At 69.8% G+C, this 23,533-nt stretch carries 18 protein-coding genes; 14 read left to right on the forward strand and 4 right to left on the reverse strand.

The genetic code is table 11. From position 1 onward, the window contains the following. Positions 1-33 precede the first annotated feature (33 nt). Complete coding sequence (locus IPV10_RS09600; RefSeq protein WP_242684829.1) at positions 34-801, reverse strand: IclR family transcriptional regulator; 768 nt, start codon at positions 799-801, stop codon at positions 34-36. A gap of 193 nt (positions 802-994) precedes the next feature. Between IPV10_RS09600 and IPV10_RS09605 the strand changes: the two genes are divergently transcribed. From IPV10_RS09605 to IPV10_RS09655, 11 genes are all read left to right on the forward strand, one after another. Beyond that, complete coding sequence (locus IPV10_RS09605) at positions 995-2,392, forward strand: NAD-dependent malic enzyme (RefSeq protein WP_207483177.1); 1,398 nt, start codon at positions 995-997, stop codon at positions 2,390-2,392. Between the two features lie 11 nt (positions 2,393-2,403). After that, complete coding sequence (locus IPV10_RS09610; RefSeq protein ID WP_207483179.1) at positions 2,404-3,696, forward strand: aldolase; 1,293 nt, start codon at positions 2,404-2,406, stop codon at positions 3,694-3,696. Further along, on the forward strand, positions 3,696-4,508 hold the full coding sequence (locus IPV10_RS09615; protein ID WP_374192229.1) for a bifunctional allantoicase/(S)-ureidoglycine aminohydrolase: 813 nt from the start codon (positions 3,696-3,698) through the stop codon (positions 4,506-4,508). The genes IPV10_RS09610 and IPV10_RS09615 overlap by 1 nt, the downstream gene beginning before the upstream one ends. A 272-nt stretch (positions 4,509-4,780) precedes the next feature. After that, positions 4,781-5,572 (forward strand): hydroxypyruvate isomerase family protein, encoded by a 792-nt coding sequence (locus IPV10_RS09620; RefSeq protein WP_207483181.1) that lies wholly within the window; start codon positions 4,781-4,783, stop codon positions 5,570-5,572. A gap of 27 nt (positions 5,573-5,599) precedes the next feature. After that, positions 5,600-6,475: a 2-hydroxy-3-oxopropionate reductase gene (locus IPV10_RS09625; protein WP_207483183.1), complete on the forward strand. Its 876-nt coding sequence runs from the start codon at positions 5,600-5,602 to the stop codon at positions 6,473-6,475. Between the two features lie 40 nt (positions 6,476-6,515). Beyond that, entirely contained in the window at positions 6,516-8,303 is a 1,788-nt protein-coding gene (gene gcl / locus IPV10_RS09630; RefSeq protein ID WP_207483185.1) for a glyoxylate carboligase, read from the forward strand. A gap of 14 nt (positions 8,304-8,317) precedes the next feature. Beyond that, entirely contained in the window at positions 8,318-9,430 is a 1,113-nt protein-coding gene (locus IPV10_RS09635) for a glycerate kinase (RefSeq protein ID WP_207483187.1), read from the forward strand. A gap of 156 nt (positions 9,431-9,586) precedes the next feature. Next, positions 9,587-11,116: an NCS1 family nucleobase:cation symporter-1 gene (locus IPV10_RS09640; RefSeq protein WP_207483189.1), complete on the forward strand. Its 1,530-nt coding sequence runs from the start codon at positions 9,587-9,589 to the stop codon at positions 11,114-11,116. A gap of 28 nt (positions 11,117-11,144) precedes the next feature. Beyond that, positions 11,145-11,870, forward strand: a complete 726-nt coding sequence (locus IPV10_RS09645; protein ID WP_207483191.1) for an aspartate/glutamate racemase family protein — start codon at positions 11,145-11,147, stop codon at positions 11,868-11,870. A 71-nt stretch (positions 11,871-11,941) separates the two neighbouring features. Continuing rightward, on the forward strand, positions 11,942-13,336 hold the full coding sequence (gene allB, locus IPV10_RS09650) for an allantoinase AllB (RefSeq protein WP_207483193.1): 1,395 nt from the start codon (positions 11,942-11,944) through the stop codon (positions 13,334-13,336). Between the two features lie 123 nt (positions 13,337-13,459). Beyond that, positions 13,460-15,676, forward strand: coding sequence for an ATP-dependent Clp protease ATP-binding subunit (locus IPV10_RS09655; protein WP_207483195.1), 2,217 nt, complete (start codon positions 13,460-13,462; stop codon positions 15,674-15,676). A 19-nt stretch (positions 15,677-15,695) separates the two neighbouring features. On the opposite strand, the gene IPV10_RS09660 is transcribed toward IPV10_RS09655, so the two are convergent. After that, on the reverse strand, positions 15,696-17,066 hold the full coding sequence (locus IPV10_RS09660; protein ID WP_207483197.1) for a glucose-6-phosphate dehydrogenase: 1,371 nt from the start codon (positions 17,064-17,066) through the stop codon (positions 15,696-15,698). A 77-nt stretch (positions 17,067-17,143) separates the two neighbouring features. Between IPV10_RS09660 and IPV10_RS09665 the strand changes: the two genes are divergently transcribed. From IPV10_RS09665 to IPV10_RS09675, 3 genes are all read left to right on the forward strand, one after another. Beyond that, on the forward strand, positions 17,144-18,940 hold the full coding sequence (locus IPV10_RS09665) for a glycoside hydrolase family 15 protein (protein WP_207483199.1): 1,797 nt from the start codon (positions 17,144-17,146) through the stop codon (positions 18,938-18,940). Positions 18,941-19,047: 107 nt separating this feature from the next. Beyond that, positions 19,048-20,088 carry an amidohydrolase family protein gene (locus IPV10_RS09670; RefSeq protein WP_374192230.1) on the forward strand — a complete coding sequence of 347 codons (1,041 nt, stop codon included), beginning with the start codon at positions 19,048-19,050 and terminating at the stop codon, positions 20,086-20,088. 54 nt (positions 20,089-20,142) lie between these two features. Beyond that, entirely contained in the window at positions 20,143-21,606 is a 1,464-nt protein-coding gene (locus IPV10_RS09675) for a nucleobase:cation symporter-2 family protein (RefSeq protein ID WP_207483203.1), read from the forward strand. Between the two features lie 137 nt (positions 21,607-21,743). Here IPV10_RS09675 and IPV10_RS09680 read toward each other — a convergent pair whose 3' ends face one another. After that, positions 21,744-22,331, reverse strand: coding sequence for a nitroreductase family protein (locus IPV10_RS09680; RefSeq protein ID WP_207483206.1), 588 nt, complete (start codon positions 22,329-22,331; stop codon positions 21,744-21,746). Between the two features lie 168 nt (positions 22,332-22,499). After that, complete coding sequence (locus IPV10_RS09685) at positions 22,500-23,408, reverse strand: LysR family transcriptional regulator (protein ID WP_207483208.1); 909 nt, start codon at positions 23,406-23,408, stop codon at positions 22,500-22,502. Positions 23,409-23,533 lie beyond the last annotated feature (125 nt).

Raw genomic sequence — 23,533 nt, forward strand, 5'->3', positions numbered from 1 at the left:
CGTCGGCGGCGTCAGATGGGTAAAAGAGACGGGTCAGGCGACGAGCTCGGAGCCGATCGCGGCGGCGGCTCTGCGGAGCATCGGCACGGCCCTGCCGCCGAAAGCCTCGTCTACGCGCGATATCGGACCAGACACCGACACCGCGGTGGGGGTCGGAGCATCCGGCACCGCCATCGAGAAGCAGCGGACGCCGATCTCCTGCTCCTGGTCGTCGATCGCGTAGCCGCGCTCGCGGATCCGCTCGAGATCGGCCAGCAGCTCGTCGACCGAGCCGATGCTGTGCTCGGTGGGCGTGGGCATGCCCGCCCGTGTGACGATGCCGCGCACGGTCTCGTCGGGAAGCTGAGCGAGGATCGCCTTGCCGACGCCGGTGTCGTGGAGGTGCGCACGGCGGCCGACCTCGGTGAACATGCGCATGGAGTGCAGGGACGGCACCTGTGCGACGTAGACGACCATGTCGCCGTCGAGCACCGCCATGTTGGCGCTCTCGCCGAGCGAGTCGACGAGGCTCTTGAGCTGTGGGCGGGCGAGTGCGCCGAACTGCCGGGAGGCGCCCTCCCCGATGCGGATCAGCCGCGGGCCGAGGGCGTAGCGCCGGTTCGGGAGCTGGCGGGCGTAGCCGAGGGAGACCAGGGTGCGCAGCAGCCGGTGGATCGTCGGCAGCGGCAGGTCGGTGGATGCCGCGAGCTCGCTGAGCGTCACGTCGCCGCCGGCATCCGTCACCAGCTCCAGGAGCTCGAAGACGCGCTCGACCGACTGGACGCCGGATCCGGCGCCCTTCGGAGTCTTGGTATCGGTCATCGAAACCTCCATTGTGTCGCGATCATTCCATCATGCGAGAGGCCCGTACCGAAACTCCCGTGTCATATCGGTTCGACGCTTGCGTCCAACTTCCATAAAGTAGATAATAGAGTCCACGATACGAAAATCGCTACTAAAACACACAGTGGGTCCGGGCGTCGCAGCCCGGAGCGCATCTCGACGAGGAGGAATCATGGCGAATCCGGGTCCCGGAAACTCCATCACGCTGCGGATCGACGCTCCGTCGAACTTCAGTGTCACCAGCGAGCTCGCGGCAGCAGCTGCCGAGGCGGGAGCCGCGGTCACCGCACTCGACGTCGTCGAGTCGCACCCGACGACCATCGTCGTCGACCTGACCTGCAACACCGCGGGCGAGGAGCACGCCGAGCGGGTCCGTGACGCCATCGACGCGCTCGAGGGCGTCTCGGTCCGTCTCGTGAGCGACCGGACCTTCCTCATGCACCTCGGCGGCAAGCTCGAGGTCAACCCGCGCGTGCCGCTGCGCAACCGCGACGACCTCTCCCGTGCGTACACCCCGGGTGTCGCCCGCGTCTGCATGGCGATCGCCGAGGACAAGAGCAAGGCGCGCCAGCTCACCGTCAAGCGCAACACCATCGCCGTGGTCACCGACGGCACCGCCGTGCTCGGGCTCGGCGACATCGGCCCCGAGGCCGCGCTCCCGGTGATGGAGGGCAAGGCTGCGCTCTTCAAGCAGTTCGCGAACGTCGACGCCTGGCCGGTCTGCCTGGACACCAAGGACACCGAGGAGATCATCATGATCGTCAAGGCGATCGCCCCGGTCTACGGCGGCGTGAACCTCGAGGACATCGCCGCCCCCCGCTGCTTCGAGATCGAGGCGCGCCTGCGCGAGGAGCTCGACATCCCGGTCTTCCACGACGACCAGCACGGCACCGCGATCGTCACCCTCGCGGCGCTCCGCAACGCCCTCAAGGTCGTCGGCAAGAATTTCGAGGACGTCCGCATCGTCGTCTCCGGCGTCGGCGCTGCCGGCAACGCGATCGTGCAGCTGCTGCTCGCCGAGGGTGCGCGCGACATCGTCGCCTGCGGCCGCGACGGCGCGATCCACGCCGGTGCCGAGTACACCGACGCGCACCGTACCGAGCTCGCCGCCACCACGAACCCGCGCGGCTTCCAGGGCACCCTCAAGGAGGCCATGGTCGGCGCCGACGTCTTCATCGGCGTGAGCGCACCGAACATTCTCGACGAGAACGACATCGCCGCCATGGCCGACGACGCGATCGTCTTCGCGATGGCCAACCCGACCCCCGAGGTCGACCCGATCGTCGCATCCAAGCACGCCGCCGTCGTCGCCACCGGCCGCAGCGACTTCCCGAACCAGATCAACAACGTGCTCGCGTTCCCCGGCGTCTTCCGCGGGCTCCTCGACGCGGGCGTGTCGGACATCACCGCGCCTATGCTGGTCGCAGCCGCCGAGGCCATCGCATCCCGCGTGGGCGACGACGAGCTCAACGCGAGCTTCATCATCCCCAGCGTGTTCGACCCGCTGGTGGCCGGCGCGGTCGCCGAGGCGATCGTCCGCGTCGCCGCCACCGCCTCGGAGCAGGAGTGACCACAGTGTCCGTGAGCAGCACGACCCTCGGTGAAGACGACTTCGCCGCCATCGACGCCCGGCTCTCCGGCACCGACGCGCTGCTCGCGAACTCCTACCCCGGCGACGACGGCACCCGGCAGCCGGTGCACACGCTGTACGTGCCGGCCGACCGGTTCGATCCGGCGCTGCCCGCCCGCTTCGGCGCGGAGGCGGCGGCCGCCGTCTCCGCCTTCGGTGGCACCAGGGCGCTTGCGGATGCCGTGGGCCTCGGCCACCTCGCCGATGAGCTCGCTCCGCTGGTCGACGCCAAGCTCGTCAGTGAGCCGATCGAGGATCTCCGCCTCGACTTCGAGGACGGCTACGGCGCCCGAGGTGACGACGAGGAGGACGCGGATGCCGTCCGCGCCGCCGAGCTCGTCGCCCAGGCGGTCGCCGCCGGCACCGCGCCGCCGTTCATCGGCATCCGCTTCAAATGCTTCGAGGCGCCGACCCGGCGCCGCGGCATCCGCACCCTGGATCGGTTCCTGACCACGCTGGCGTCGAAGGGGCCGCTGCCCGACGGGCTCGTCCTGACCCTGCCGAAGGTGACCACGGTCGAGCAGGTCCTGGCGTGCGTCGCGCTGTGCGAGATCTTCGAGCAGCGCCTGGGTCTCGAGCCCGGCCGGCTGCGCTTCGAGGTGCAGATGGAGACGCCGCAGCTGATCGTCGCCGCCGACGGCACCGTGCCGATCGCGACGCTCCTGCACCGCGCGAACGGCCGCGTCTCGGCGCTGCACTACGGCACCTACGACTACAGTGCGTCGCTAGCGATCGCCGCGGCGTACCAGTCGATGGAGCATCCGGCCGCCGACTACGCCAAGCAGGTCATGCAGGTGGCCGTCGCCGAGACCGGCGTGCGGCTCTCCGACGGATCGACCAACGTCATCCCAGTCGGCGACGCCGAGCACGTCCGCGCGGCCTGGCAGCTGCACGCCCGCCTGGTGCGGCGCTCGCTGGAGCGCGGCTACTACCAGGGCTGGGATCTGCACGCCGCCCAGCTGCCGACCCGGTATCTCGCGACCTACGCGTTCTACCGCGAGGGGTTCGCCGCCGCCGCCAAGCGCCTGGACAACTACCTGCACGGCAGCGACGCGACGATCATGGACGAGCCGGCCACCGCCCGTGCCCTCGCCCGCTTCGTCGTCCGCGGCCTGGAGTGCGGAGCGATCACCGAGGCCGAGTCGCGTGAGGCGACCGGCGCCACCCGTGACGACCTGCTCCGGCTCGCCCACCCGAAGCTCAGCACGAACCTCAGCACGACCCCCAGCCCCGAGGAGGCCTGATGTCCTACTTCACCCCGACCGGCGGACTCCCGCCGCAGACGGACCTGCTCACCGACCGCGCCGTCGTCAAGCTCGCGTACACGTTCATCCCGAAGGGCGTGCTGCGCGACATCGTCACCAGCTCCCTGCCGGGCTTCACGAACACACGCGCCTGGATCATCGCGAAGCCGACGCCGAGCTCGGCGACGACCTTCTCGCAGCTGATCGTCGAGATCGCTCCGGGTGGGGGAGCGGAGAAGCCCGAGATCGAGGCCGGCGTCGAGGGCGTCGTCTTCGTCACCACCGGATCGCTCACGCTGACACTGGAGGGTGAGACCCACGTGCTCGAGGAGGGCGGCTACGCCTTCCTCGCCCCGGGGGCGAGCTGGTCGCTCGCGAACGAGGGCGACGAGATCACCAGCTTCCACTGGATCCGCAAGGCCTACGAGTGGCTGGACGGCGTCGATGCGCCGGCATCCTTCGTCACCAGCGACAAGGACATCGAGCCGGTCTCGATGCCCGACACCGACGACGTGTGGGCGACCACCCGCTTCTCGGATGCCAGCGACATGGCGCACGACATGCAGGTCAACATCGTGACCTTCAAGCCCGGCGGCTCGATCCCGTTCGCCGAGACGCACGTCATGGAGCACGGCCTGTTCGTGCTGCAGGGCAAGGCCGTCTACCGCCTGAACGACGACTGGGTCGAGTGCGAGGCCGGCGACTACATGCTGCTCCGAGCGTTCTGCCCGCAGGCCTGTTACGCCGGCGGCCCGGAGGACTTCCGCTACCTGCTGTACAAGGACATGAACCGGCAGATCAAGCTCACCTGAGCAGGTTCAGCTCCGGAGGAAGGCGCCGTCCGTGTTTCACGGGCGGCGCCTTCGTCGTCTGCATCCGCCGTCAGCATCCATCTCCGCCGCCGCCACCCGTCCTGAGATCCGGTCAACCGCGCCAGAACCGGACATCCGCGCGGGATTCTTCCGGATCTCGAGCGGTTGACCGGATCTCCGCGACTGCAACCCGTTGACATCGACCCGAACCCGGCGTACTCTTTTCATTACTAGGAACTTTTCTTCCATAATACGAAATCAAGGACCAGCCCATGAGCTACACCGTGAACGCATCGATCCTGCTGACCGAGCTGCCTCTCCTCGAGCGCCCCGCGGCGGTCAAGGCCGCCGGCTTCGACGCCGTCGAGTTCTGGTGGCCGTTCGCCTCCGCCGTCCCCGCACAGCAGGAGGTCGACGGTTTCGTCGACGCCATCCAGGCCGCCGGAGTGCAGCTCACCGGCCTGAACTTCTTCGCAGGCGACATGCCCGGCGGCGATCGGGGACTCGTCTCCTGGATCGGCCGTGAGGACGAGTTCCGCGCCAACGTCGACGTCGTCGTCGGCATCGGCGAGCGCCTCGGCACCAAGGCCTTCAACGCCCTCTACGGCAACCGCATCGAGGGAGCCGACCCGCAGGCGCAGGACGACCTGGCCGTGCAGAACCTCGCCTTCGCCGGTGCCGCGGTCGCGAAGATCGGCGGCGTCGTGCTGCTCGAGCCGGTCTCCGGCATGGACGCCTACCCGCTGAAGACGGCGGCGGATGCTCTCGCCATCATCCGGCGCGTCAAGGACGAGCACGGCGTCGACAACGTCAAGCTGCTCGCCGACTACTACCACCTGGCCGTGAACGGCGACGACGTCGCGACGGTCATCGCCGGCCACGCCGCCGACTTCGGGCACATCCAGATCGCCGACGCCCCCGGCCGCGGCGAGCCCGGCACCGGCGAGCTGCCCATCCAGGAATGGATCGACGCCGCCCGCGCCGGCGGCTACACCGGGCCCATCGGCCTCGAGTACAAGGCCACCCAGGCGGCGCCGTTCGCCTGGCTCGGCCAGAACGCCTGACACCCCCTTTCGCGAAGGAGCGACGACATGACCAGCATCGCCATCATCGGCCTCGGCATCATGGGCCTGCCCATGGCCAAGAACCTCGTCAAGGCCGGCTACGACGTGACCGGATTCAACCGCAGCCAGGAGCCCATCGACAAGCTCGTCGAGGCCGGCGGCAAGGGCGCGACCGACATCGCGGATGCCGTGAAGAACGCCGACGTCATCATCACGATGGTCCCCGACTCTCCCGACGTCGAGGGAGTCGTGCGCGGCGAGGGCGGCGTGTTCGCCAACGCCAAGGCGGGCGCGCTGTGGATCGACAACTCCTCGATCCGCCCCGACGTCGCGAAGACCCTGGCCGAGGAGGCCGTCGCGGCCGGCTTCGGCGCGGTCGACGCCCCCGTCTCCGGCGGCGAGCAGGGTGCCATCGACGGCGTGCTGTCGATCATGGTCGGCGGATCCCCCGAGGACTTCGCAGCCGCCGAGACCGTGCTGAACGCCATCGGCAAGACGATCGTGCACGTCGGCCCCGCCGGCGCCGGCCAGACCGTCAAGGCCGCCAACCAGCTCATCGTCGCCGTGAACATCCAGGCGCTCGCCGAGGCCGTCACCTTCCTCGAGGCCTTCGGCGTCGACACGGATGCCGCACTCAAGGTCCTCGGCGGCGGTCTCGCCGGCTCCAAGGTCCTCGACCAGAAGGGGCAGAAGATGCTGAACCGCGACTTCGCCCCCGGATTCCGCCTCGCCCTCCACAACAAGGATCTGGGCATCGTCACCTCCGCTGCGCGCTCCGTCGGGGTCACCGTCCCCCTCGGCGCAGCCGTCGCCCAGCTCGTCAGCGCCCTCGTCGCCCGCGGCGACGGCGGACTCGACCACTCCGGGCTGTTCAAGCTCACCACCGAACTCTCCGGCCGCTGATTCCTCGCCCGGACAACTCACACCTCTCTAAGGACTTCTCATGACCCGCATGCGCGCAGTAGACGCCATCGTCCAGATCCTGGTGAAGGAGGGCGCCATCGAGGCGTTCGGCCTGCCGGGTGCCGCCATCAACCCGCTGTACTCGGCGATGCGCCGGCACGGCGGCATCCGCCACACCCTCGCCCGCCACGTCGAGGGCGCCGCGCACATGGCCGACGGCTACAGCCGCACCGGTGACGGACGCATCGGCATCTGCATCGGCACCTCCGGCCCCGCCGGCACCGACATGATCACCGGCCTGTATGCCGCGATCGCCGACTCCATCCCGATGCTCTGCATCACCGGACAGGCGCCGGTCGCGAAGCTCGACAAGGAGGACTTCCAGGCCGTCGACATCGCCTCGATCGCGAAGCCTGTCACGAAGTTCGCCAAGACCGTGCTCGAGGCGGGCCAGATCCCCGGCGCGTTCCAGACCGCGTTCCAGGTCATGCGCTCCGGCCGGCCCGGCCCGGCGCTGCTCGACCTGCCGTTCGACGTGCAGATGACCGAGATCGAGTTCGACATCGACACCTACGAGCCGCTGCCCGTGGCGAAGCCCGTCGCGACCCGCGCACAGGCGGAGAAGGTGCTCGACATGCTCGTGGCCGCTGCGCACCCGGCGATCATCGCCGGCGGCGGCATCGTGAACTCGGGCGCCTCCGCGAAGCTCGTCGAGCTCGCCGAGACCCTGGGCGTGCCCGTGTTCCCCACCCTGATGGGCTGGGGCGCGATCGGCGACGACCACCCGCTGGCCGGAGGCCTCGTCGGCATCCAGACCTCGCAGCGCTACGGCAACGCGAGCTTCCTGGAGAGCGACTTCGTGCTCGGCATCGGCAACCGCTGGGCGAACCGCCACACCGGTGGTCTCGACACCTACCGCAAGGGCCGGAAGTTCGTGCACGTCGACATCGAGCCCACCCAGATCGGCCGCGTGTTCGCGCCCGACTACGGCGTGGTCTCCGACGCCGGCGCGTTCATCGACGCACTGCTCGAGGCCGCCCGCGACCGCGTCGCCGAGCTGCCCGACTACAACGCCTGGGCCGAGGAGTGCCGCGACCGCAAGGCGAAGCTGCAGCGCAAGACGAACTTCGACAACGTGCCGATGAAGCCGCACCGCGTCTACCAGGAGATGCTCTCGGCGTTCGGCCACGACACCACCTACGTCACGACGATCGGCCTCTCGCAGATCGCCGGCGCGCAGCTGCTGCACGTGTACGGTCCCCGCCAGTGGATCAACGCCGGCCAGGCCGGCCCCCTCGGCTGGACCCTGCCCGCAGCCCTCGGCGTCGTTCGCGGCAAGCCGGAGCAGGCCGTGGTCGCCCTCTCGGGCGACTACGACTTCCAGTTCATGATCGAGGAGCTCGCCGTGGGCGCGCAGCACAAGCTGCCGTACATCCACGTCGTGGTGAACAACAGCTACCTCGGCCTGATCCGGCAGTCGCAGCGCCCGTTCGAGATGGACTACGAGGTCTCGCTCGCGTTCGACAACATCAACACCCCCTACGACGAGAACAGCGTCGCCACGGGCTACGGCGTCGACCACGTCAAGGTGGCCGAGGGGCTCGGCTGCAAGGCCATCCGCGTCGAGCGTCCTGAGGATCTCGCGGCGGCCTTCGTCGAGGCCGAGCGAATGAAGGCCGAGTTCCAGGTGCCGGTCGTCGTCGAGGTCATCCTCGAGCGCGTCACGAACATCGCCATGGGTGCGGACCTCGACACCATGAACGAGTTCGAGGACCTCGCGACGTCGCCCGCCGACGCACCCGAGGCGATCTACGCGCTGCTCGACTGAGCCCGCGGCACGATATGCGCATCCTGATCGCCTCGGACAAGTTCAAGGGGTCGGCGACCGGGGCCGAGGTGGCCGCAGCGCTCGGTGAGGGCATCCGGGAGATCATCCCGGATGCCGTCATCGAGGCGGTCCCCGTGGCCGACGGCGGCGAGGGCACGGTCGACGCCGCCCTCGCCATCGGGTTCGAGCCGGTCACAGCGACCGTGACCGGGCCCACGGGGGAACCCGTGTCAGCCCGGTTCGCGGCGCGCGGAGCAGAGGCGATCATCGAGATGGCTGCGGCGAGCGGCCTCGACGTCCTTCCTGGTGGCGCGAAGGCTCCGCTCTCGGCGACGAGCCGGGGCACCGGCGAGCTGATCGTGGCGGCGCTGGACCGCGGCTGCACCACGATCGTGCTCGGCGTCGGCGGCAGCGCCAACACCGACGGCGGGGCCGGGATGCTGCAGGCGCTCGGCGTCTCGCTGCGCACCGCCGACGGCGAGGTCGCACCCGGCGGTGCGGCGCTCGCCGCACTGAACTCGGTCGACATCACCGGCCTCGACCCGCGCATATCCGGCGCCACGGTCGTGCTCGCCAGCGACGTCGACAACCCGCTTCTCGGAGACCGGGGGGCCGCTGCGGTGTTCGCGCCGCAGAAGGGGGCGAGCGCCGACGATGTCGCCGCCCTCGAGGCGGCCCTCTCCCGCTTCGCCGCCCTGCTCGAGGCCGGGCCGGCTGTCCGGCCGTCGGTCGACGCGCCGGGCGCCGGCGCCGCAGGAGGCGTCGGCTACGCGGCACTCGCGGTGCTCGGCGCGCACCGCGAGCCCGGGATCGATGTGGTGCAGCGCCTGACCGGCCTCGCCGACCGCATCGCCGATGCCGACCTCGTCATCACCGGCGAGGGGAGCCTCGACGACCAGAGCCTCGGGGGCAAGACGCCGCTCGGCGTCGCCGCCGCTGCGAAAGCGGCGGGCAGGCCGGTGATCGCCGTGTGCGGCCGATCGACGCTGAGCGCGGCCGAGGCCACGGCATCCGGGTTCCGTGCCGTGTATCCGCTGAGCGACCTCGAACCCGACCCCGCAGTGAGCATCGCGAACGCGAAGGCGCTGCTCGTGCAGGTGGGCCGGCGGATCGCCGCCGACCTCTGAAGGTCTCCGGAGAACGCCAGGATTCCGGCACCGCACGCCATTGACAGTCGTCATATGATGTGATCTACTTTTCTCTAGTTGGAAGTCGGATTCCAGCATATGGAAATAATTCCACCGCCCTTCTCACCTGACGATGCAGTCGAGGAAAGAGTCCCGATGTCCACTGAACCGTACGTCCACGTTCCGAGTCGCGCATCGGAGGGCCTCGACGAGGCCCCTTCGGCGCTCATCGCAGTGCAGGCCGGCCTCAGCCCGCGCCTCTACAACAGCGACCTCGCTCCGACCACCCGCGAGGGCCGCCACTGGAGCTCGTACAGCATCTTCGCCCTGTGGGCGAACGACGTGCACAGCCTCGGCAACTACGTCTGGGCCATCGGCCTCTTCTCCCTCGGCATGAGCGGCGGCGCGATCCTCGGCTCCCTCGCCTTCGGTGCGCTGTTCCTCTTCCTGCTGCTCAGCCTCTCCGGCTTCATGGGTGAGAAGACGGGCGTTCCCTTCCCGGTCATGAGTCGCATCAGCTTCGGCATCCACGGTGCGCAGATCCCCGCCCTCCTCCGCGGCGGCGTCGCGATCGCGTGGTTCGGCATCCAGACCTACCTGGCCTCGCAGGTCCTCCAGGTCGTGGTCATCGCGCTGATCCCCGGTGCCGCCGGCCTTCAGGACGGTGCCTTCCTCGGTCTCTCCGCCCTCGGCTGGATCACCTTCCTCGCCCTCTGGGTCGTGCAGTCGATCATCGTCAGCTACGGCATGGAGATGATCCGCCGGTACGAGGCCTTCGCCGGCCCCATCATCCTCGTCACGTTCGTCGCGCTCGCGCTGTGGGTGCTCATCCAGGCCGACTTCCAGATCGCGTGGACCAACGACGAGCCGCTCACCGGCGTCGACCTCTGGCTCAACATGCTCGGCGGCGCCTCCGCCTGGGTCGCGATCTACGGCACCTTCGTGCTGAACTTCTGCGACTTCACCCGCGGTGCCAAGTCCAAGAAGGCCATCGTCAAGGGCAACTTCTGGGGCATCCCGATCAACATGCTGTTCTTCGGTCTCATCGTCGTCGTCCTCGCCGGCGGGTCCTTCACGATCAACGGCCAGGCCATCGCGTCTCCGGCCGATGTCGTCGCCGCCATCCCCAACACGCTGCTGCTGGTGCTGGCATCCCTCGCCCTGATCGTCCTCACGATCGCGGTGAACCTGATGGCGAACTTCGTCGCGCCGACCTACGCGCTGACCAACCTGTTCCCGCGGCACCTGAACTTCCGCAAGGCGGCGCTCCTGTCGGCCGTGATCGGCCTTGTGATCCTGCCCTGGAACCTGTACAACTCTCCCGTGGTGATCGGAATCTTCCTCAACGGGCTCGGCGCCCTGCTCGGACCGCTCTTCGGCATCATCATGGTCGACTACTGGCTCATCAGGAAGCAGAAGATCAACATCCCCGACCTGTACTCCGAGCACGTCACCGGTGAATACCACTACAGGCGCGGCTTCAACCCGCGTGCGGTCATCGCCCTGGTGATCTCGGGCGTGATCGCCCTGCTCCTCACCTTCGTGCCGGCCTTCCAGGTGGTGAGCCAGTTCTCCTGGTTCCTCGCCGCCGGTCTCGGCGCCGTCGCCTACGCGCTGCTCGCCGACCGCCGCGGCCCGTTCCGCGACGTCGAAGCAGGCGACATCGCCGTCACCCCGACCCACTGACCCCGTCGAAACCGAAGGACCGATCATCATGCGCATTCTCGTCGCGAACGTGAACACGACACAGTCGATGACCGACGGCATCGCCGAGGCTGCCAGGGCGGTCGCGTCGCCCGGCACCGAGATCATCGGCATCACCCCTGACTTCGGGGCAGAGTCGTGCGAGGGTAACTTCGAGAGCTACCTCGCCGCGATCGCCGTGATGGACAAGGTGGTCAGGTACGAGGGCGAGTACGACGCCGTCATCCAGGCCGGCTACGGCGAGCACGGACGTGAGGGGCTCCAGGAGCTCCTCACGGTCCCGATCGTCGACATCACCGAGGCCGCGGCATCCACCGCCATGTACCTCGGGCGCTCATACTCGGTGGTCACCACCCTCGATCGGGCGGTGCCGCTGATCGAGGACCGGCTGATCCTCGCGGGTCTCCACGACCGCTGCGCGTCGGTGCGCTCCTCAGGGCTCGGCGTGCTCGAGTTGGAGTCCGACCCGGAGCGGGCGATCGAGGCGATCGCCGCCGAGGCGCAGCGCGCGGTCGAGATCGACCGCGCCGAGGTCATCGTCCTCGGATGCGGCGGCATGGCCGAGCTCAAGGACCGCGTCGTCGAGCTCTGCGGAGTGCCGGTCGTCGACGGGGTGCAGGCGGCGGTCGCCGTCGCCGAGGGCCTGGTGCGACTGGGGCTCACGACGTCGAAGGTGCGCACCTACGCGCCGCCTCGGCCGAAGCGGATCACCGGCTTCCCTTCGCTGGCGCGCTGACGCCGCGCGATCGATATACATTCACAGACAGCAGCAGGGCCGGCGCACAGCCGGCGGAAGGGAACGGCGACATGTCGCAGGAGACCGAACAGCAGGATGCCGGGGCGACGTCGCTCGACCCGACAGGCGAGCACTACGACCTGGTGATCCGCGGTGAGCGCGTGCTCACCAGCGCCGGGGTCCGCGCCAGGGAGGTGGGAGTCCGCGGTGGCGTCATCGTCGCGATGCAGCCTCTGGGCAACAACCTCGACGGCGACGAGATCATCGAGCTCGCCGACGACGAGACGCTGATCCCCGGCCTCGTCGACACCCACGTGCACGTCAACGAGCCCGGCCGCACCGAGTGGGAGGGCTTCGCCTCGGCGACCCGCGCCGCCGCGGCCGGGGGCGTGACGACCATCGTCGACATGCCGCTGAACAGCATCCCGCCCACCGTGAGCGTGGAGGCGCTGAACGTCAAGCGCGAGGCGTCGAAGGGCCAGACGCACGTGGACGTGGGCTTCTGGGGCGGCGCGGTGCCCGGCAACACCGAGGAGCTCCGCGCCCTGCACGACGCCGGCGTCTTCGGCTTCAAGTGCTTCCTGCTGCACTCGGGCGTCGATGAGTTCCCGCCGCTCGACGCGGACGAGCTAGAGAAGGACATGCGCGAGCTCGCGTCGTTCGACTCGGTCATGATCGTCCACGCCGAGGACTCGCGTGCGATCGACCGGGCTCCGCAGCCCGAGGGCGACGACTACGGCAAGTTCCTCGCGTCCCGCCCGCGCGGAGCCGAGAACCTCGCGATCGCCGAGGTCATCGAGCGCGCCCGCTGGACCGGCGGACGCGCGCACATCCTGCACCTGTCGTCATCCGACGCGCTGCCCATGCTGCGCTCGGCCAAGCACGACGGCCTGAAGCTCACCGTCGAGACCTGCCCGCACTACCTCACGCTCACCGCGGAGGAGATCCCGCACGGCGCGACGCAGTTCAAGTGCTGCCCGCCGATCCGCGAGGCGGGCAACCGGGAGCTGCTCTGGCAGGGGCTCGAGGACGGCACGATCGACTTCATCGTGTCGGACCACTCGCCGTCGACGCTCGACCTGAAGGACCTCGAGAACGGCGACTTCGCGGTCGCCTGGGGCGGGGTCGCCTCGCTGCAGCTCGGCCTGTCGCTGATCTGGACCGAGGCGCGTCAGCGCGGTCTCACCCTCGAGACGGTCGTGGCGTGGATGAGCGAGCGCCCTGCGCAGTTCGCCGGCCTCACCGGCAAGGGCCGCATCGCGCCCGGCTACGACGCCGACTTCTCGGTGTTCGCGGCGGACGACGCCTACGTGGTCGACGTGAAGAAGCTGCACCACAAGAACCCGCTCACGCCGTACCACGGCAAGGCGCTCGCAGGTGTCGTGCGCAAGACGTGGCTGCACGGCGAGGTCATCGACTTCGAGACCCCGCGCGGCCGCCTGCTGCGCCGCGGCATGACCGACTGACGCCGAGACCCACCCTGCCGCGCGTTGACGGGAGAGGATGTTCGGGCATAAAGTTGAGTCAAGCTCACTCAACTTTGAGTCGGGCACGATTCACCCCGCGAAGGAGTCTCCTCAGGAGGACGCATGAACATGCCGCAGACCAGCTCTCAGAACAGCGCGAACAACCAGGATCAGCAGTCCGCCCTCGAGCAGTTCGGGATCAACCTCACCGACCGCGCCCGCCAGGGAAAGCTCGACCCCGTGATCGGGCGCGACAGCGAGATCCGCCGCGTCAGCCAGGTGCTCACGCGCCGCACGAAGAACAACCCGGTCCTGATCGGCGAGCCGGGCGTCGGCAAGACCGCCGTGGTCGAGGGTCTCGCGCAGCGCATCGTCGCCGGCGACGTCGCCGAGTCCCTCAAGGACAAGGAGCTGGTGACCCTCGACATCTCCGCCCTCGTGGCCGGCGCCATGTACCGCGGGCAGTTCGAAGAGCGACTGAAGAGCGTGCTCAAGGAGATCACCGAGTCCGAGGGCAGGGTCATCACCTTCATCGACGAGCTGCACGTGCTGATGGGCGCGGGCGGCGGTGAGGGCTCGGTCGCGGCCTCCAACATGCTCAAGCCCATGCTGGCGCGCGGCGAGCTGCGGCTGATCGGCGCGACCACGCTCAACGAGTACCGCGAGTTCATCGAGAAGGATGCCGCGCTCGAGCGCCGCTTCCAGCAGGTCTACGTCGGCGAGCCGAGCGTCGAGGACACCGTCGCGATCCTCCGCGGCCTCAAGGGCCGGTACGAGGCGCACCACGGGGTGACCATCTCCGACAGCGCGCTCGTCGCGGCGGCGGCGCTCTCGAACCGCTACCTGCCGGCCCGGCAGCTGCCGGACAAGGCGATCGACCTGGTCGACGAGTCGATGTCGCGGCTGAAGATGGAGATCGACTCGTCGCCGGTGGAGATCGACCAGCTCAAGCGCCAGGTCGACAGGCTGCGGCTCGAGGAGCTCGCGCTGAAGAAGGAGAAGGATGCCGCGTCCAAGGAGCGGCTGAGCACCCTCCGCGAGCAGCTCGCCGAGCAGGAGAAGGAGCTGGCCTCCCTCGAAGAGCGCTGGGCGCGCGAGCGGCAGGGGCTCAACCGGGTCGGCGAGCTGAAGAAGCAGCTCGACGACGCGATCACGCAGCGCGACCTCGCGATGCGCGAAGCGGACTACACGCGGGCCTCGAAGCTCGAGTACGAGACGATCAAGCGGCTGGAGCGCGACATCGCCGAGGCCGAGCAGGCGGAGGCGGCCGTGTCCGACGAGGGCCGGATGGTCAACGAGCAGGTCACCGACGAGGACATCGCCGCGGTGATCGCGGCGTGGACCGGCATCCCGGTCGGCCGGCTCCTGCAGGGTGAGAGTGAGAAGCTCCTCCAGCTCGAGCGCGAGCTCGGCAGGCGCCTGATCGGGCAGAAGGAGGCCGTCGGGGCGGTGTCGGATGCCGTGCGGCGCTCGCGCGCCGGCATCAGCGACCCCGGCCGCCCGACCGGATCCTTCCTGTTCCTCGGCCCGACCGGCGTCGGCAAGACCGAGCTCGCCAAGGCCCTGGCCGAGTTCCTGTTCGACGACGAGCACGCCATGGTGCGCATCGACATGTCGGAGTACGGCGAGAAGCACTCGGTCTCGAGGCTCGTCGGAGCCCCTCCCGGCTACATCGGCTACGAGCAGGGCGGTCAGCTCACCGAGGCCGTGCGGCGGCGCCCGTACAGCGTGATCCTGCTCGACGAGGTCGAGAAGGCGCACCCCGAGGTCTTCGACATCCTGCTGCAGGTGCTCGACGACGGGCGGCTCACGGACGGGCAGGGCCGGACGGTCGACTTCTCGAACGTCATCCTGATCCTCACCTCGAACCTCGGCTCGCCCATCCTGATCGACCCGACGCTGTCGCCCGACGAGCGGCGGGAGCAGGTGATGGCGCTCGTGCGCCAGGCGTTCCGGCCCGAGTTCCTGAACCGGCTCGACGACGTGGTGATGTTCTCCACGCTCAGTGAGGACGACCTCGCGCAGATCGTGGAGCTGTCGATCGACCAGCTGCACCGGCGCCTGCACGACCGGAGGCTCACGCTCGCGGTCACCCCCGACGCCCGGGCCTGGCTCGCCGAGCGCGGCTACGACCCGGTGTTCGGCGCCCGGCCGCTGCGCCGGCTCATCCAGACCGAGGTGCAGAACAGGCTCGCCACCGCGCTGCTCGCCGGAGCCGTGCGCGACGGCGACACGGTCAGGGTCGACGTGGCGGACGACGGCGGCGGGCTCGTGCTCACGTCCTCCGGACCCGAGCCCGAGCCCGAGCCCGAGTCCGACGTCGAGCTGCTCGAGGACTGAGCCCGGCCGGCGGGCCGGATCAGCGACCCGGGAGCGCCGTCCAGTCCGCAGGTCCGGTCGACCCGGCCGGGTACTCCTCGAGCGGTACGGCGCCGTCGGCCCAGGCCTCCCGGACCGGCTGGATGATGCGCCAGCACTGCTCGGCCTCGTCCGCACGCACCGAGAGCGCCACGTCGCCGTCGAGCAGCTCGTCGATGACCTCCTCGTAGGATCGGCGCTGGCCTTCGCCGAGGTCGGCGAGCAGGTCCTCGACGCGCAGCGCGAACGGGTCGTCGCCGCCGGTGACGTGCACGCGCAGGGACATCTCGTCCGGTCCGAGCGAGAACGTCAGCCGCCCGCCGTCCGTCGGCGTGCCCTTGAGTCCGCGGGGGAGGTGCCGAACCTGGCGGAACGTCACGACCACCTCGGAGCGCTTCGCCTCGAGCGCCTTCCCAGACCGCAGCACGAACGGCACGCCGGCCCAGCGGTCGTTCGCGACCTCGCAGACGACCTCGGCGAGGGTCTCGGTGCCGCGCGCGGCATCCACCCCCTCCTCGTCGGCGTACGAGGGGAGCTCGCGGTCGCCGATCTTCCCCGCCGTGTACCTGGCCCGTCGCGACGACTGCGCCGGATCGTCGCCCCGCACGTGCGTCGCACGCAGCACGGCGGCCTTCGCGTCGCGCAGGTCGCGTTCGTCGATGCTCGCCGGCGGGTCCATCGCGACGAGCGCGAGCACCTGCAGCAGGTGGCTCTGGATCATGTCGATCATCGCCCCTGCCTTGTCGTAGTAGCCCGCGCGGCCCTCGAGCGCGAGCGACTCGTCGAAGCGGATCAGCACCGACTCGATGTGCTCGGCCGACCACACGGGCTCCCAGATGCGGTTGGCCAGGCGGACGCCCATGAGGTTCAGCAGCGTCGAGCGGCCGAGGAAGTGGTCGACCCGGAAGATCTGGCGCTCGGGCACGAGCGCCGTGAGCATGTCGTTGAGCTCGCGGGCGCTGGCCTCGTCGTCGCCGAAGGGCTTCTCCATCGCGAGGACGGTGCCCGCAGGCAGCTCCATGCCGTTCATCGCGGCGATCGCCGCGCGCGTCACCGCCGGCGGCAGCGCGAAGTACAGCACCGTGTTCGGCTCGAGGGAGTCGATCAGCGTCGACACCGACGCCTTGTCCGTGACATCCGCCGCCATGTAGTCGCCGATCGTGACGCGGTCGATCGCGCCTGGGGAGTCGGCCAGGGCGACGCCGATCAGCTTCTTCCAGGCGTCAGGGTCGCGCTCCTCTGTGCCGGAGCCCCGGAGGATCACGCGCCGATGCGGCTGGCGCGCCAGCAGCGCACCCAACGAGGGCAGCAGCAGACGCGAGGTGAGGTCTCCGGATGCGCCGAGGATGAACAGTGTGGGAGTGGTGGCCATGGCCGTGAGGGTAGCCCGAACCGGTCACGAAGGACAATCTCTGGCGCCGCACAGTCTCGGGTGGAAGACTCCGCAGCGTGGCTCGACGCATAGAGGACTACGCACTGCTCAGCAACTGCCGCACGGCGGCGCTCGTCTCGAAGGACGGCGGCATCGACTGGCTCTGCCTGCCGAGACTCGACTCGCCATCGACGTTCGCCGCTCTCCTCGGCGACGAGTCGCATGGGTCGTGGCGGATCCGCCCTGCGGAAGCCGACGCGGTCTGCACGCGCCGGTACGACGGCGACACCTTCGTGCTGATCACCCGCTGGGAGAGCGCGGATGCCGTCGCCGAGGTGCACGACTTCATGCCGATCGGACTCGATCCCGATGTCGCGATCCGGCGGACCGATCTGATCCGCCGCGTGGTCGGCGTGCACGGCGAGATGACGTTCGAGCAGGAGCTCAGCATCCGCTTCGACTACGCCAGGGTCATGCCCTGGGTCCGCCAGACCGGCACGGCCGAGGACCCCTGCGTGACCGCGATGGGCGGGCCGGATGCCGTCGCCCTCCGCGGCGCGCCGCTGGAGGCGGCCGATCACCGGCACCGAGGCGAGGTCGTCGTGCGCGCGGGCGAGGTGCGAGACCTCCACCTGACCTGGTTCCCGTCGCACCGGGATGTGCCGCCGCCGCTGGACGTCGCGACCGAGCTCGAGCAGACGAAGAGCTGGTGGCAGGGCTGGGCCGACCGGATCTCGCACGACGGCCCGCACCGCGCCGAGGTGGTGCGCTCGCTGCTCGTGCTCCGGGCGCTCTCGAACCACGAGACCGGTGGGATCGCCGCGGCCGCGACCATGGCCCTCCCCGAGGACATCGGCGGGGAGCGCAACTGGGACTACCGGTACGTCTGGCTGCGGGATGCCGCGCTCACGCTCGAGGCCCTCCTCGACCACGGCTTCCTCACCGTGGCGGACCGCTGGCGGAGCTGGCTGCTGCGCGCCGTCGCCGGCGACCCCGCCGATCTGCAGATCATGTACGGGCTCGCGGGCGAGCGCGACCTGGAGGAGCGCGTGCTGCCGAGCCTGCCCGGCTACGAGGGCTCCGCCCCGGTGCGCGTCGGCAACGGGGCGTCGTCGCAGTATCAGGCCGACGTGGTCGGCGAGGTCCTGGTCACGCTGTGCGCCGCGCGCTCGGCGGGTCTCGACGACTCCGCGTTCTCGTGGCCGCTCGAACGGCAGCTCGTGCGGTTCGCCTCCGAGCAGATCGAGCGCGAGGACCACGGCCTCTGGGAGATCCGCGGTGAGCCTCATCACTTCACGCACTCGCGCGTCATGATCTGGGCGGCGTTCGACAGAGCGGTGCGCGGCGTGGAGGAGTTCGGTCTCGAAGGCCCGGTGGAGCGCTGGCGGGGGCTGCGCGATCGGATGCGTGAGGAGATCGATCGCGACGGTGTCGTGAACGGGCACTTCGTCCAGTACTACGGGACGGAGGAGGTCGACGCGTCGCTCCTGCTGCTGCCGGAGGTCGGATACTGCACGCCGGACGATCCGCGGATGCTCGCGACGGTCGAGCGGATCGAGCAGACCCTGATGGAGCACGGGCTGGTGCACCGCTACCGCACCGGCACCGGCGTCGACGGGCTGCGCGGCTCCGAGGGGTCCTTCCTGGCCTGCTCCTTCTGGCTGGTCGAGCAGTATGCGGCAAGCGGCAGAGCGGACGAGGCCCGCGCGCTGATGGACCGGCTGTGCGGGATCGCCAACGACGTCGGGCTGCTGTCCGAGGAGTACGACGCGGTCGGCGGCAGGCAGCTCGGCAACACCCCGCAGGCGTTCTCGCACCTCGCGCTGGTGCGCGCAGCGGACACGCTCGCCCGGCTTGTGCAGCGCCCTCGGTGAGGCAGTTGATTCTCACAATGTGGAATCGGGCATCCGATATTCGGAATAAATCGTTGACGTCCACCACCGTCCCGTGGTTAGATCTGGAGCATCCGAAGACGGAGAACCTGGATCAGCAGACAGGAAAACTGAGCTGGCACCCTGTGGGGCCGCCTGCCGACTCCACCGTCCTGTTCCCGAACGGACTCGAGCAGGGCATCGACGTGCAGGCCGACGTCGTGCGCAGCCTCGGGATGCGCGCGACGCTGACCCGCGGGTCGATGTCGCTCGGCGAGGAGGACGGCGGGCTTCCGCCGCAGCGGACCGTGCAGGATGCCGAGACGATCCTCGCCGACAGCGAGCGGCTCATCGGCGCCCACCACGAGCGCGGCGACGGCGCCTTCGTCCAGATCGGCCTCGCCCCGTGCTCGCCGTTCTCGGTGACCACCGAGGTGATGCGCGACACCGCGGTTCTCGCCGAGCGGCTCGACGTGCGGCTGCACACGCACCTCGCCGAGACGCTCGACGAGGAGGATTTCTGCCGCGAGACGTTCGGCCTGCGCACGGTCGACTACCTGGAGAGCGTGGGCTGGCTGTCGGACCGGACCTGGCTGGCGCACGGCATCCACTTCGACGACGACGAGATCTCCCGGCTCGGAGCCGCCGGCACCGCCGTGGCGCACTGCGCCACCTCGAACATGCGTCTGGCCTCGGGGATCGCCCGCGCTGTCGAGCTCGAGCAGGCCGGGGTTCCGGTGGGGCTCGGAGTCGACGGATCGGCCTCGAACGACGGGTCGAACATGATCCAGGAGGTGAGCCAGGCGCTCTACCTGCAGCGGCTGCGGTACGGCGCGGCGGCAGTCACGCCCGAGCGTGCGCTCGGCTGGGCCACCGCGGGTTCGGCGCGCGCGCTCGGGCGCTCCGACATCGGCGTGCTCGCGCCGGGCAAGCAGGCGGACCTCGCGATGTTCACCCTCGACGAGCTGCGGTTCTCCGGCAGCCATGACCCGGTCGCGGCGCTGCTGCTCTGCGGCGCGGAGCGCGCCGACCGGGTCATGGTCGCCGGCCGCTGGCGCGTCGTCGACGGCCGGATCGAGGGGCTCGACGTCCCGCAGCTCATCGCCCACCACAGCGAGGCGGCACGGAGCCTCCTCGCGAGACACGCCTGATCACACGTCCACCACCACAAGACCCATAACCACCGAGACGACGAAGAGGTCGACATGAACAAGACGAAAGCGGTCGCGACGCGACCGGAAGACGAGCGGCTCCCGCTCGGAAGCACCATCGCCTACGGCATCCAGCACGTGCTGACGATGTACGGCGGCATCGTCGCCCCGCCGCTCATCATCGGCTCGATCGCGGGACTGGACGGTGCCGAGATCGGGGTGCTGATCACGGCCTGCCTGTTCATGGGCGGTCTCGCGACGATCCTGCAGACTGTCGGCATCCCGTTCTTCGGGTCCCAGCTGCCGCTCGTGCAGGGCGTCTCGTTCGCGGGCGTCGCGACCATGGGCGCGATCGTGACGAGCGGAGGAGGGCTTCCCGCGGTGTTCGGAGCGGTCATCGTCGCGTCGATCATCGGGCTGCTCATTGCGCCGGTCTTCGCGACCGTCATCCGGTTCTTCCCGCCGGTCGTCACCGGCGTCGTCATCACGACGATCGGTCTCACCCTGCTGCCGGTCGCCGCCGGCTGGGCGATGGGCGGCAACAGGGAGGCGGAGGACTTCGGCGCCCCGCAGAACCTGCTGCTCGCCGGGATCACTCTGGTGATCGTCCTGGTGCTCAGCAAGGTGCCTGTGGGCGCGATCTCGCGTCTGGCGATCCTGCTCGCGATCGTGCTCGGCACGATCATCGCGGCGATCCTCGGACGCGTGGACTTCGGCGCCGTGGCGGACGGCCCGATCTTCGCCCTGCCGAGTCCGTTCTCGTTCGGGATGCCGACGTTCGAGATCGCCGGCATCATCTCGATGTTCATCGTGATCCTGGTGACGCTCACCGAGACCACCGCCGACATCCTCGCCGTCGGCGAGATCGTCGGCACCAAGGTCGACTCGAAGCGGATCGCCGCTGGCCTGCGCGCCGACATGCTCTCCAGCGCGGTCTCGCCCGTGTTCGGGTCGTTCACCCAGTCGGCGTTCGCGCAGAACGTCGGCCTCGTCGCGATCACCGGCGTGAAGAGCCGCTTCGTGGTCACGGCCGGCGGCGTGGTGCTCGTGGTGCTCGGCCTGCTGCCGGTGCTCGGCCGGGTCGTCGCGGCCGTGCCGACGCCGGTGCTCGGCGGTGCGGGCATCGTGCTGTTCGGAAGCGTCGCGGCCAGCGGCATCCGCACCCTCGCGAAGGTCGACTACCGCGGGAACATGAACCTCGTGATCGTCGCCTCGGCGATCGGCATCGGGATGCTGCCGATCGCGGCGCCCACCATCTACGATCAGATGCCGTCGTGGTTCGTCACGATCTTCCACTCCGGCATCAGCTCTGCGGCCGTCGCGGCGATCCTGCTGAACCTGCTGTTCAATCACCTCGGCAGTCGCCCAGGCAAGGACGCCTCGGTGCTCGCCGCCGCGCCGACCCGCAGCATCCCGATCGCGTACCTGGATGCCTTCGAGGACGGCGACTCGATCGTCGGCGGGAAGATCGTCGACAAGGACGGCAACGAGGTGGAGGTCGACCGGCCGGCGCACTGACGAGTCGCAAGCCGGGGAGTGACCTGCCGATGCCCCGCCTGCGCGACGACGCCCCACCCGGCAGACGCCGGGTGGGGCGTCGACCGCCGGGTGGGGCGTCGTCGTGTGTTCGATGAGGCGCGGTCAGGCGCTCAGGCTCAGGCGCTGAGGACGACCGTCTCGTCGATCGCGCGGCGCACGCGCGGAGCGGTCTCGGCCTGCTGGAGACCCTCCGGGAGGCCTGCGGCGTCGCCGAGCTCGCCGACGGCGATGACGGTGGTGGCGCTGAAGCGCGGGGCCAGGTCGGCGAACTCGCGGACGACCTCGGGGTCGAAGCCGCTCATCTGGTGCACGAGCAGACCGTCGTTGTGCGCCTGCACGGAGAAGTGCGCGACGGCCTGGCCGAGGTCGTAGACCGCGTGGCTGATCGCCTTGCCGTCTTCGGACTCGGTCTCGGCGATCGCGACGATCAGCACGGCCGCGTTGGCCGCCCACAGCTGGTTGAACTCGACGAGCGAGTCGACCACCTGAGCGTGGAGCGCGGTGCCGCGGCGCGCGACGATGAAGCGCCACGGCTGCAGGTTGTAAGCGGACGGCGACCAGCGGGCCGCCTCGAGCGCGGCGGAGAGCTTCGCCTCGTCGATGGCGGTCTCCGCGTCGTAGGCGCGGGTGCTCCAGCGTGCGGCGAGGACGTCCAGGACGGGGTGCTCGGTGGGGGCGGTGCGGTCGAGGACAGGAGTGCTCACGGATTGCCTTTCGGAGGGAGTCGGTTCGGACTCCTTCGTCCGGGTACATGGAGTCTAAACACATGCATGTGCATGCATATTCCCGATGTCATGGGGCGACTTCCGCAGTGGCGGGACGAGACGCGTGTGCGATGACGCGGCCCTGCCGGCGGGGCGAGTGCGCCGCGCTCAGTCCGGGAGGATGAGCGCTGCGGCGTCCGCCAGCGCGCTGCGGACCGCGCGGATCGACGGGGCCGCGGCCGACACGCGCCGGGCGGACGAGAAGATCTCGCGCCGAGGCGCCTCCGGCAGTGGCGTCAGGTCGACCGAGGGCGCGTCGCCCGCCCACACCAGCTCCGGCAGCAGCCCCACGGCGAGCCCGGCCCTGATCAGCCGGATGTGCGTGGTGAGGTCGGCGACCTCGAAGTGCACGTCGGGTTCGAAGCCCGCTGTGCGGCACAGCTGCTCGGCCCAGGCGCGCGATGCCGTGCCCGGCGGCTCCAGCACCCACGGCTCGTCCCGGGTCGCCCAGAGGGCGGTCGCGGCATCCCGCTCCACTCGCGCACCCGGCCGGCGAGCGGGGGCGATCGCGTCGTGTGTGAGCACCACCCGGTCGAGGTCGGCGTTGATCGGGCGGGTCCGCCCCGGGTACTGCTCGGCGAGCATGAGATCGAACTCCCGGCTCGCGACGCCGACGAGGCTCGTCTCCGGGTCTCGTTCGGTGACATCTACCCGGAGGGCCGGATGCTGCGCCTGCAGCGCGAGCAGTGCCGGCGGCAGCAGCGCGTGCGCGGCAGTCTGAAACACCGCGATCCGCACGGTGCCGGTGACCTCGGTGAGCGATTCGGCGACGGCCACCTGTGCGTGCTCGAGCTGGTCGAGGATGCCGATCGCCTCGGCCACGAGCACGTTCCCCTGGGGGGTGAACTGCACACCCCGGCCGACGCGGCGCAGCAGCGGGACGCCGACGTCGCGCTCGAGTGCGCTGAGCTGCTGGGATACGGTCGCCTTGCTGTAGGAGAGGGCGTCGGCGACGGCGGAGAGCGTTCCGAGGCGGCTGAGCTCGACCAGCATCCGCAGGCGGTTGACGTCGAGCATCCGCTCTCCAATCGCTGCGGGGAATCGTTCAGTCAAACCGAACAGAAATCATGCAAATCGGTTGATAGACGTAGCCTACTCGCGGGCCGGACAATGATCGGGACGCACGCGACCCGGGTGTGCGC

The sequence above is a fragment of the Microbacterium sp. SD291 genome (genome assembly GCF_017355365.1).
Lineage (GTDB): Bacteria > Actinomycetota > Actinomycetes > Actinomycetales > Microbacteriaceae > Microbacterium.

Coding starts and splice junctions, on each gene's coding strand:
- IPV10_RS09600 (WP_242684829.1), bottom strand. CDS start 801: ATGACCGATACCAAGACTCCGAAGGGCGCCGGATCCGGCGTCCAGTCG.
- IPV10_RS09605 (WP_207483177.1), top strand. CDS start 995: ATGGCGAATCCGGGTCCCGGAAACTCCATCACGCTGCGGATCGACGCT.
- IPV10_RS09615 (WP_374192229.1), top strand. CDS start 3,696: ATGTCCTACTTCACCCCGACCGGCGGACTCCCGCCGCAGACGGACCTG.
- IPV10_RS09620 (WP_207483181.1), top strand. CDS start 4,781: ATGAGCTACACCGTGAACGCATCGATCCTGCTGACCGAGCTGCCTCTC.
- IPV10_RS09625 (WP_207483183.1), top strand. CDS start 5,600: ATGACCAGCATCGCCATCATCGGCCTCGGCATCATGGGCCTGCCCATG.
- gcl (WP_207483185.1), top strand. CDS start 6,516: ATGACCCGCATGCGCGCAGTAGACGCCATCGTCCAGATCCTGGTGAAG.
- IPV10_RS09635 (WP_207483187.1), top strand. CDS start 8,318: ATGCGCATCCTGATCGCCTCGGACAAGTTCAAGGGGTCGGCGACCGGG.
- IPV10_RS09640 (WP_207483189.1), top strand. CDS start 9,587: ATGTCCACTGAACCGTACGTCCACGTTCCGAGTCGCGCATCGGAGGGC.
- IPV10_RS09645 (WP_207483191.1), top strand. CDS start 11,145: ATGCGCATTCTCGTCGCGAACGTGAACACGACACAGTCGATGACCGAC.
- allB (WP_207483193.1), top strand. CDS start 11,942: ATGTCGCAGGAGACCGAACAGCAGGATGCCGGGGCGACGTCGCTCGAC.
- IPV10_RS09655 (WP_207483195.1), top strand. CDS start 13,460: ATGAACATGCCGCAGACCAGCTCTCAGAACAGCGCGAACAACCAGGAT.
- IPV10_RS09660 (WP_207483197.1), bottom strand. CDS start 17,066: ATGGCCACCACTCCCACACTGTTCATCCTCGGCGCATCCGGAGACCTC.
- IPV10_RS09675 (WP_207483203.1), top strand. CDS start 20,143: ATGAACAAGACGAAAGCGGTCGCGACGCGACCGGAAGACGAGCGGCTC.
- IPV10_RS09685 (WP_207483208.1), bottom strand. CDS start 23,408: ATGCTCGACGTCAACCGCCTGCGGATGCTGGTCGAGCTCAGCCGCCTC.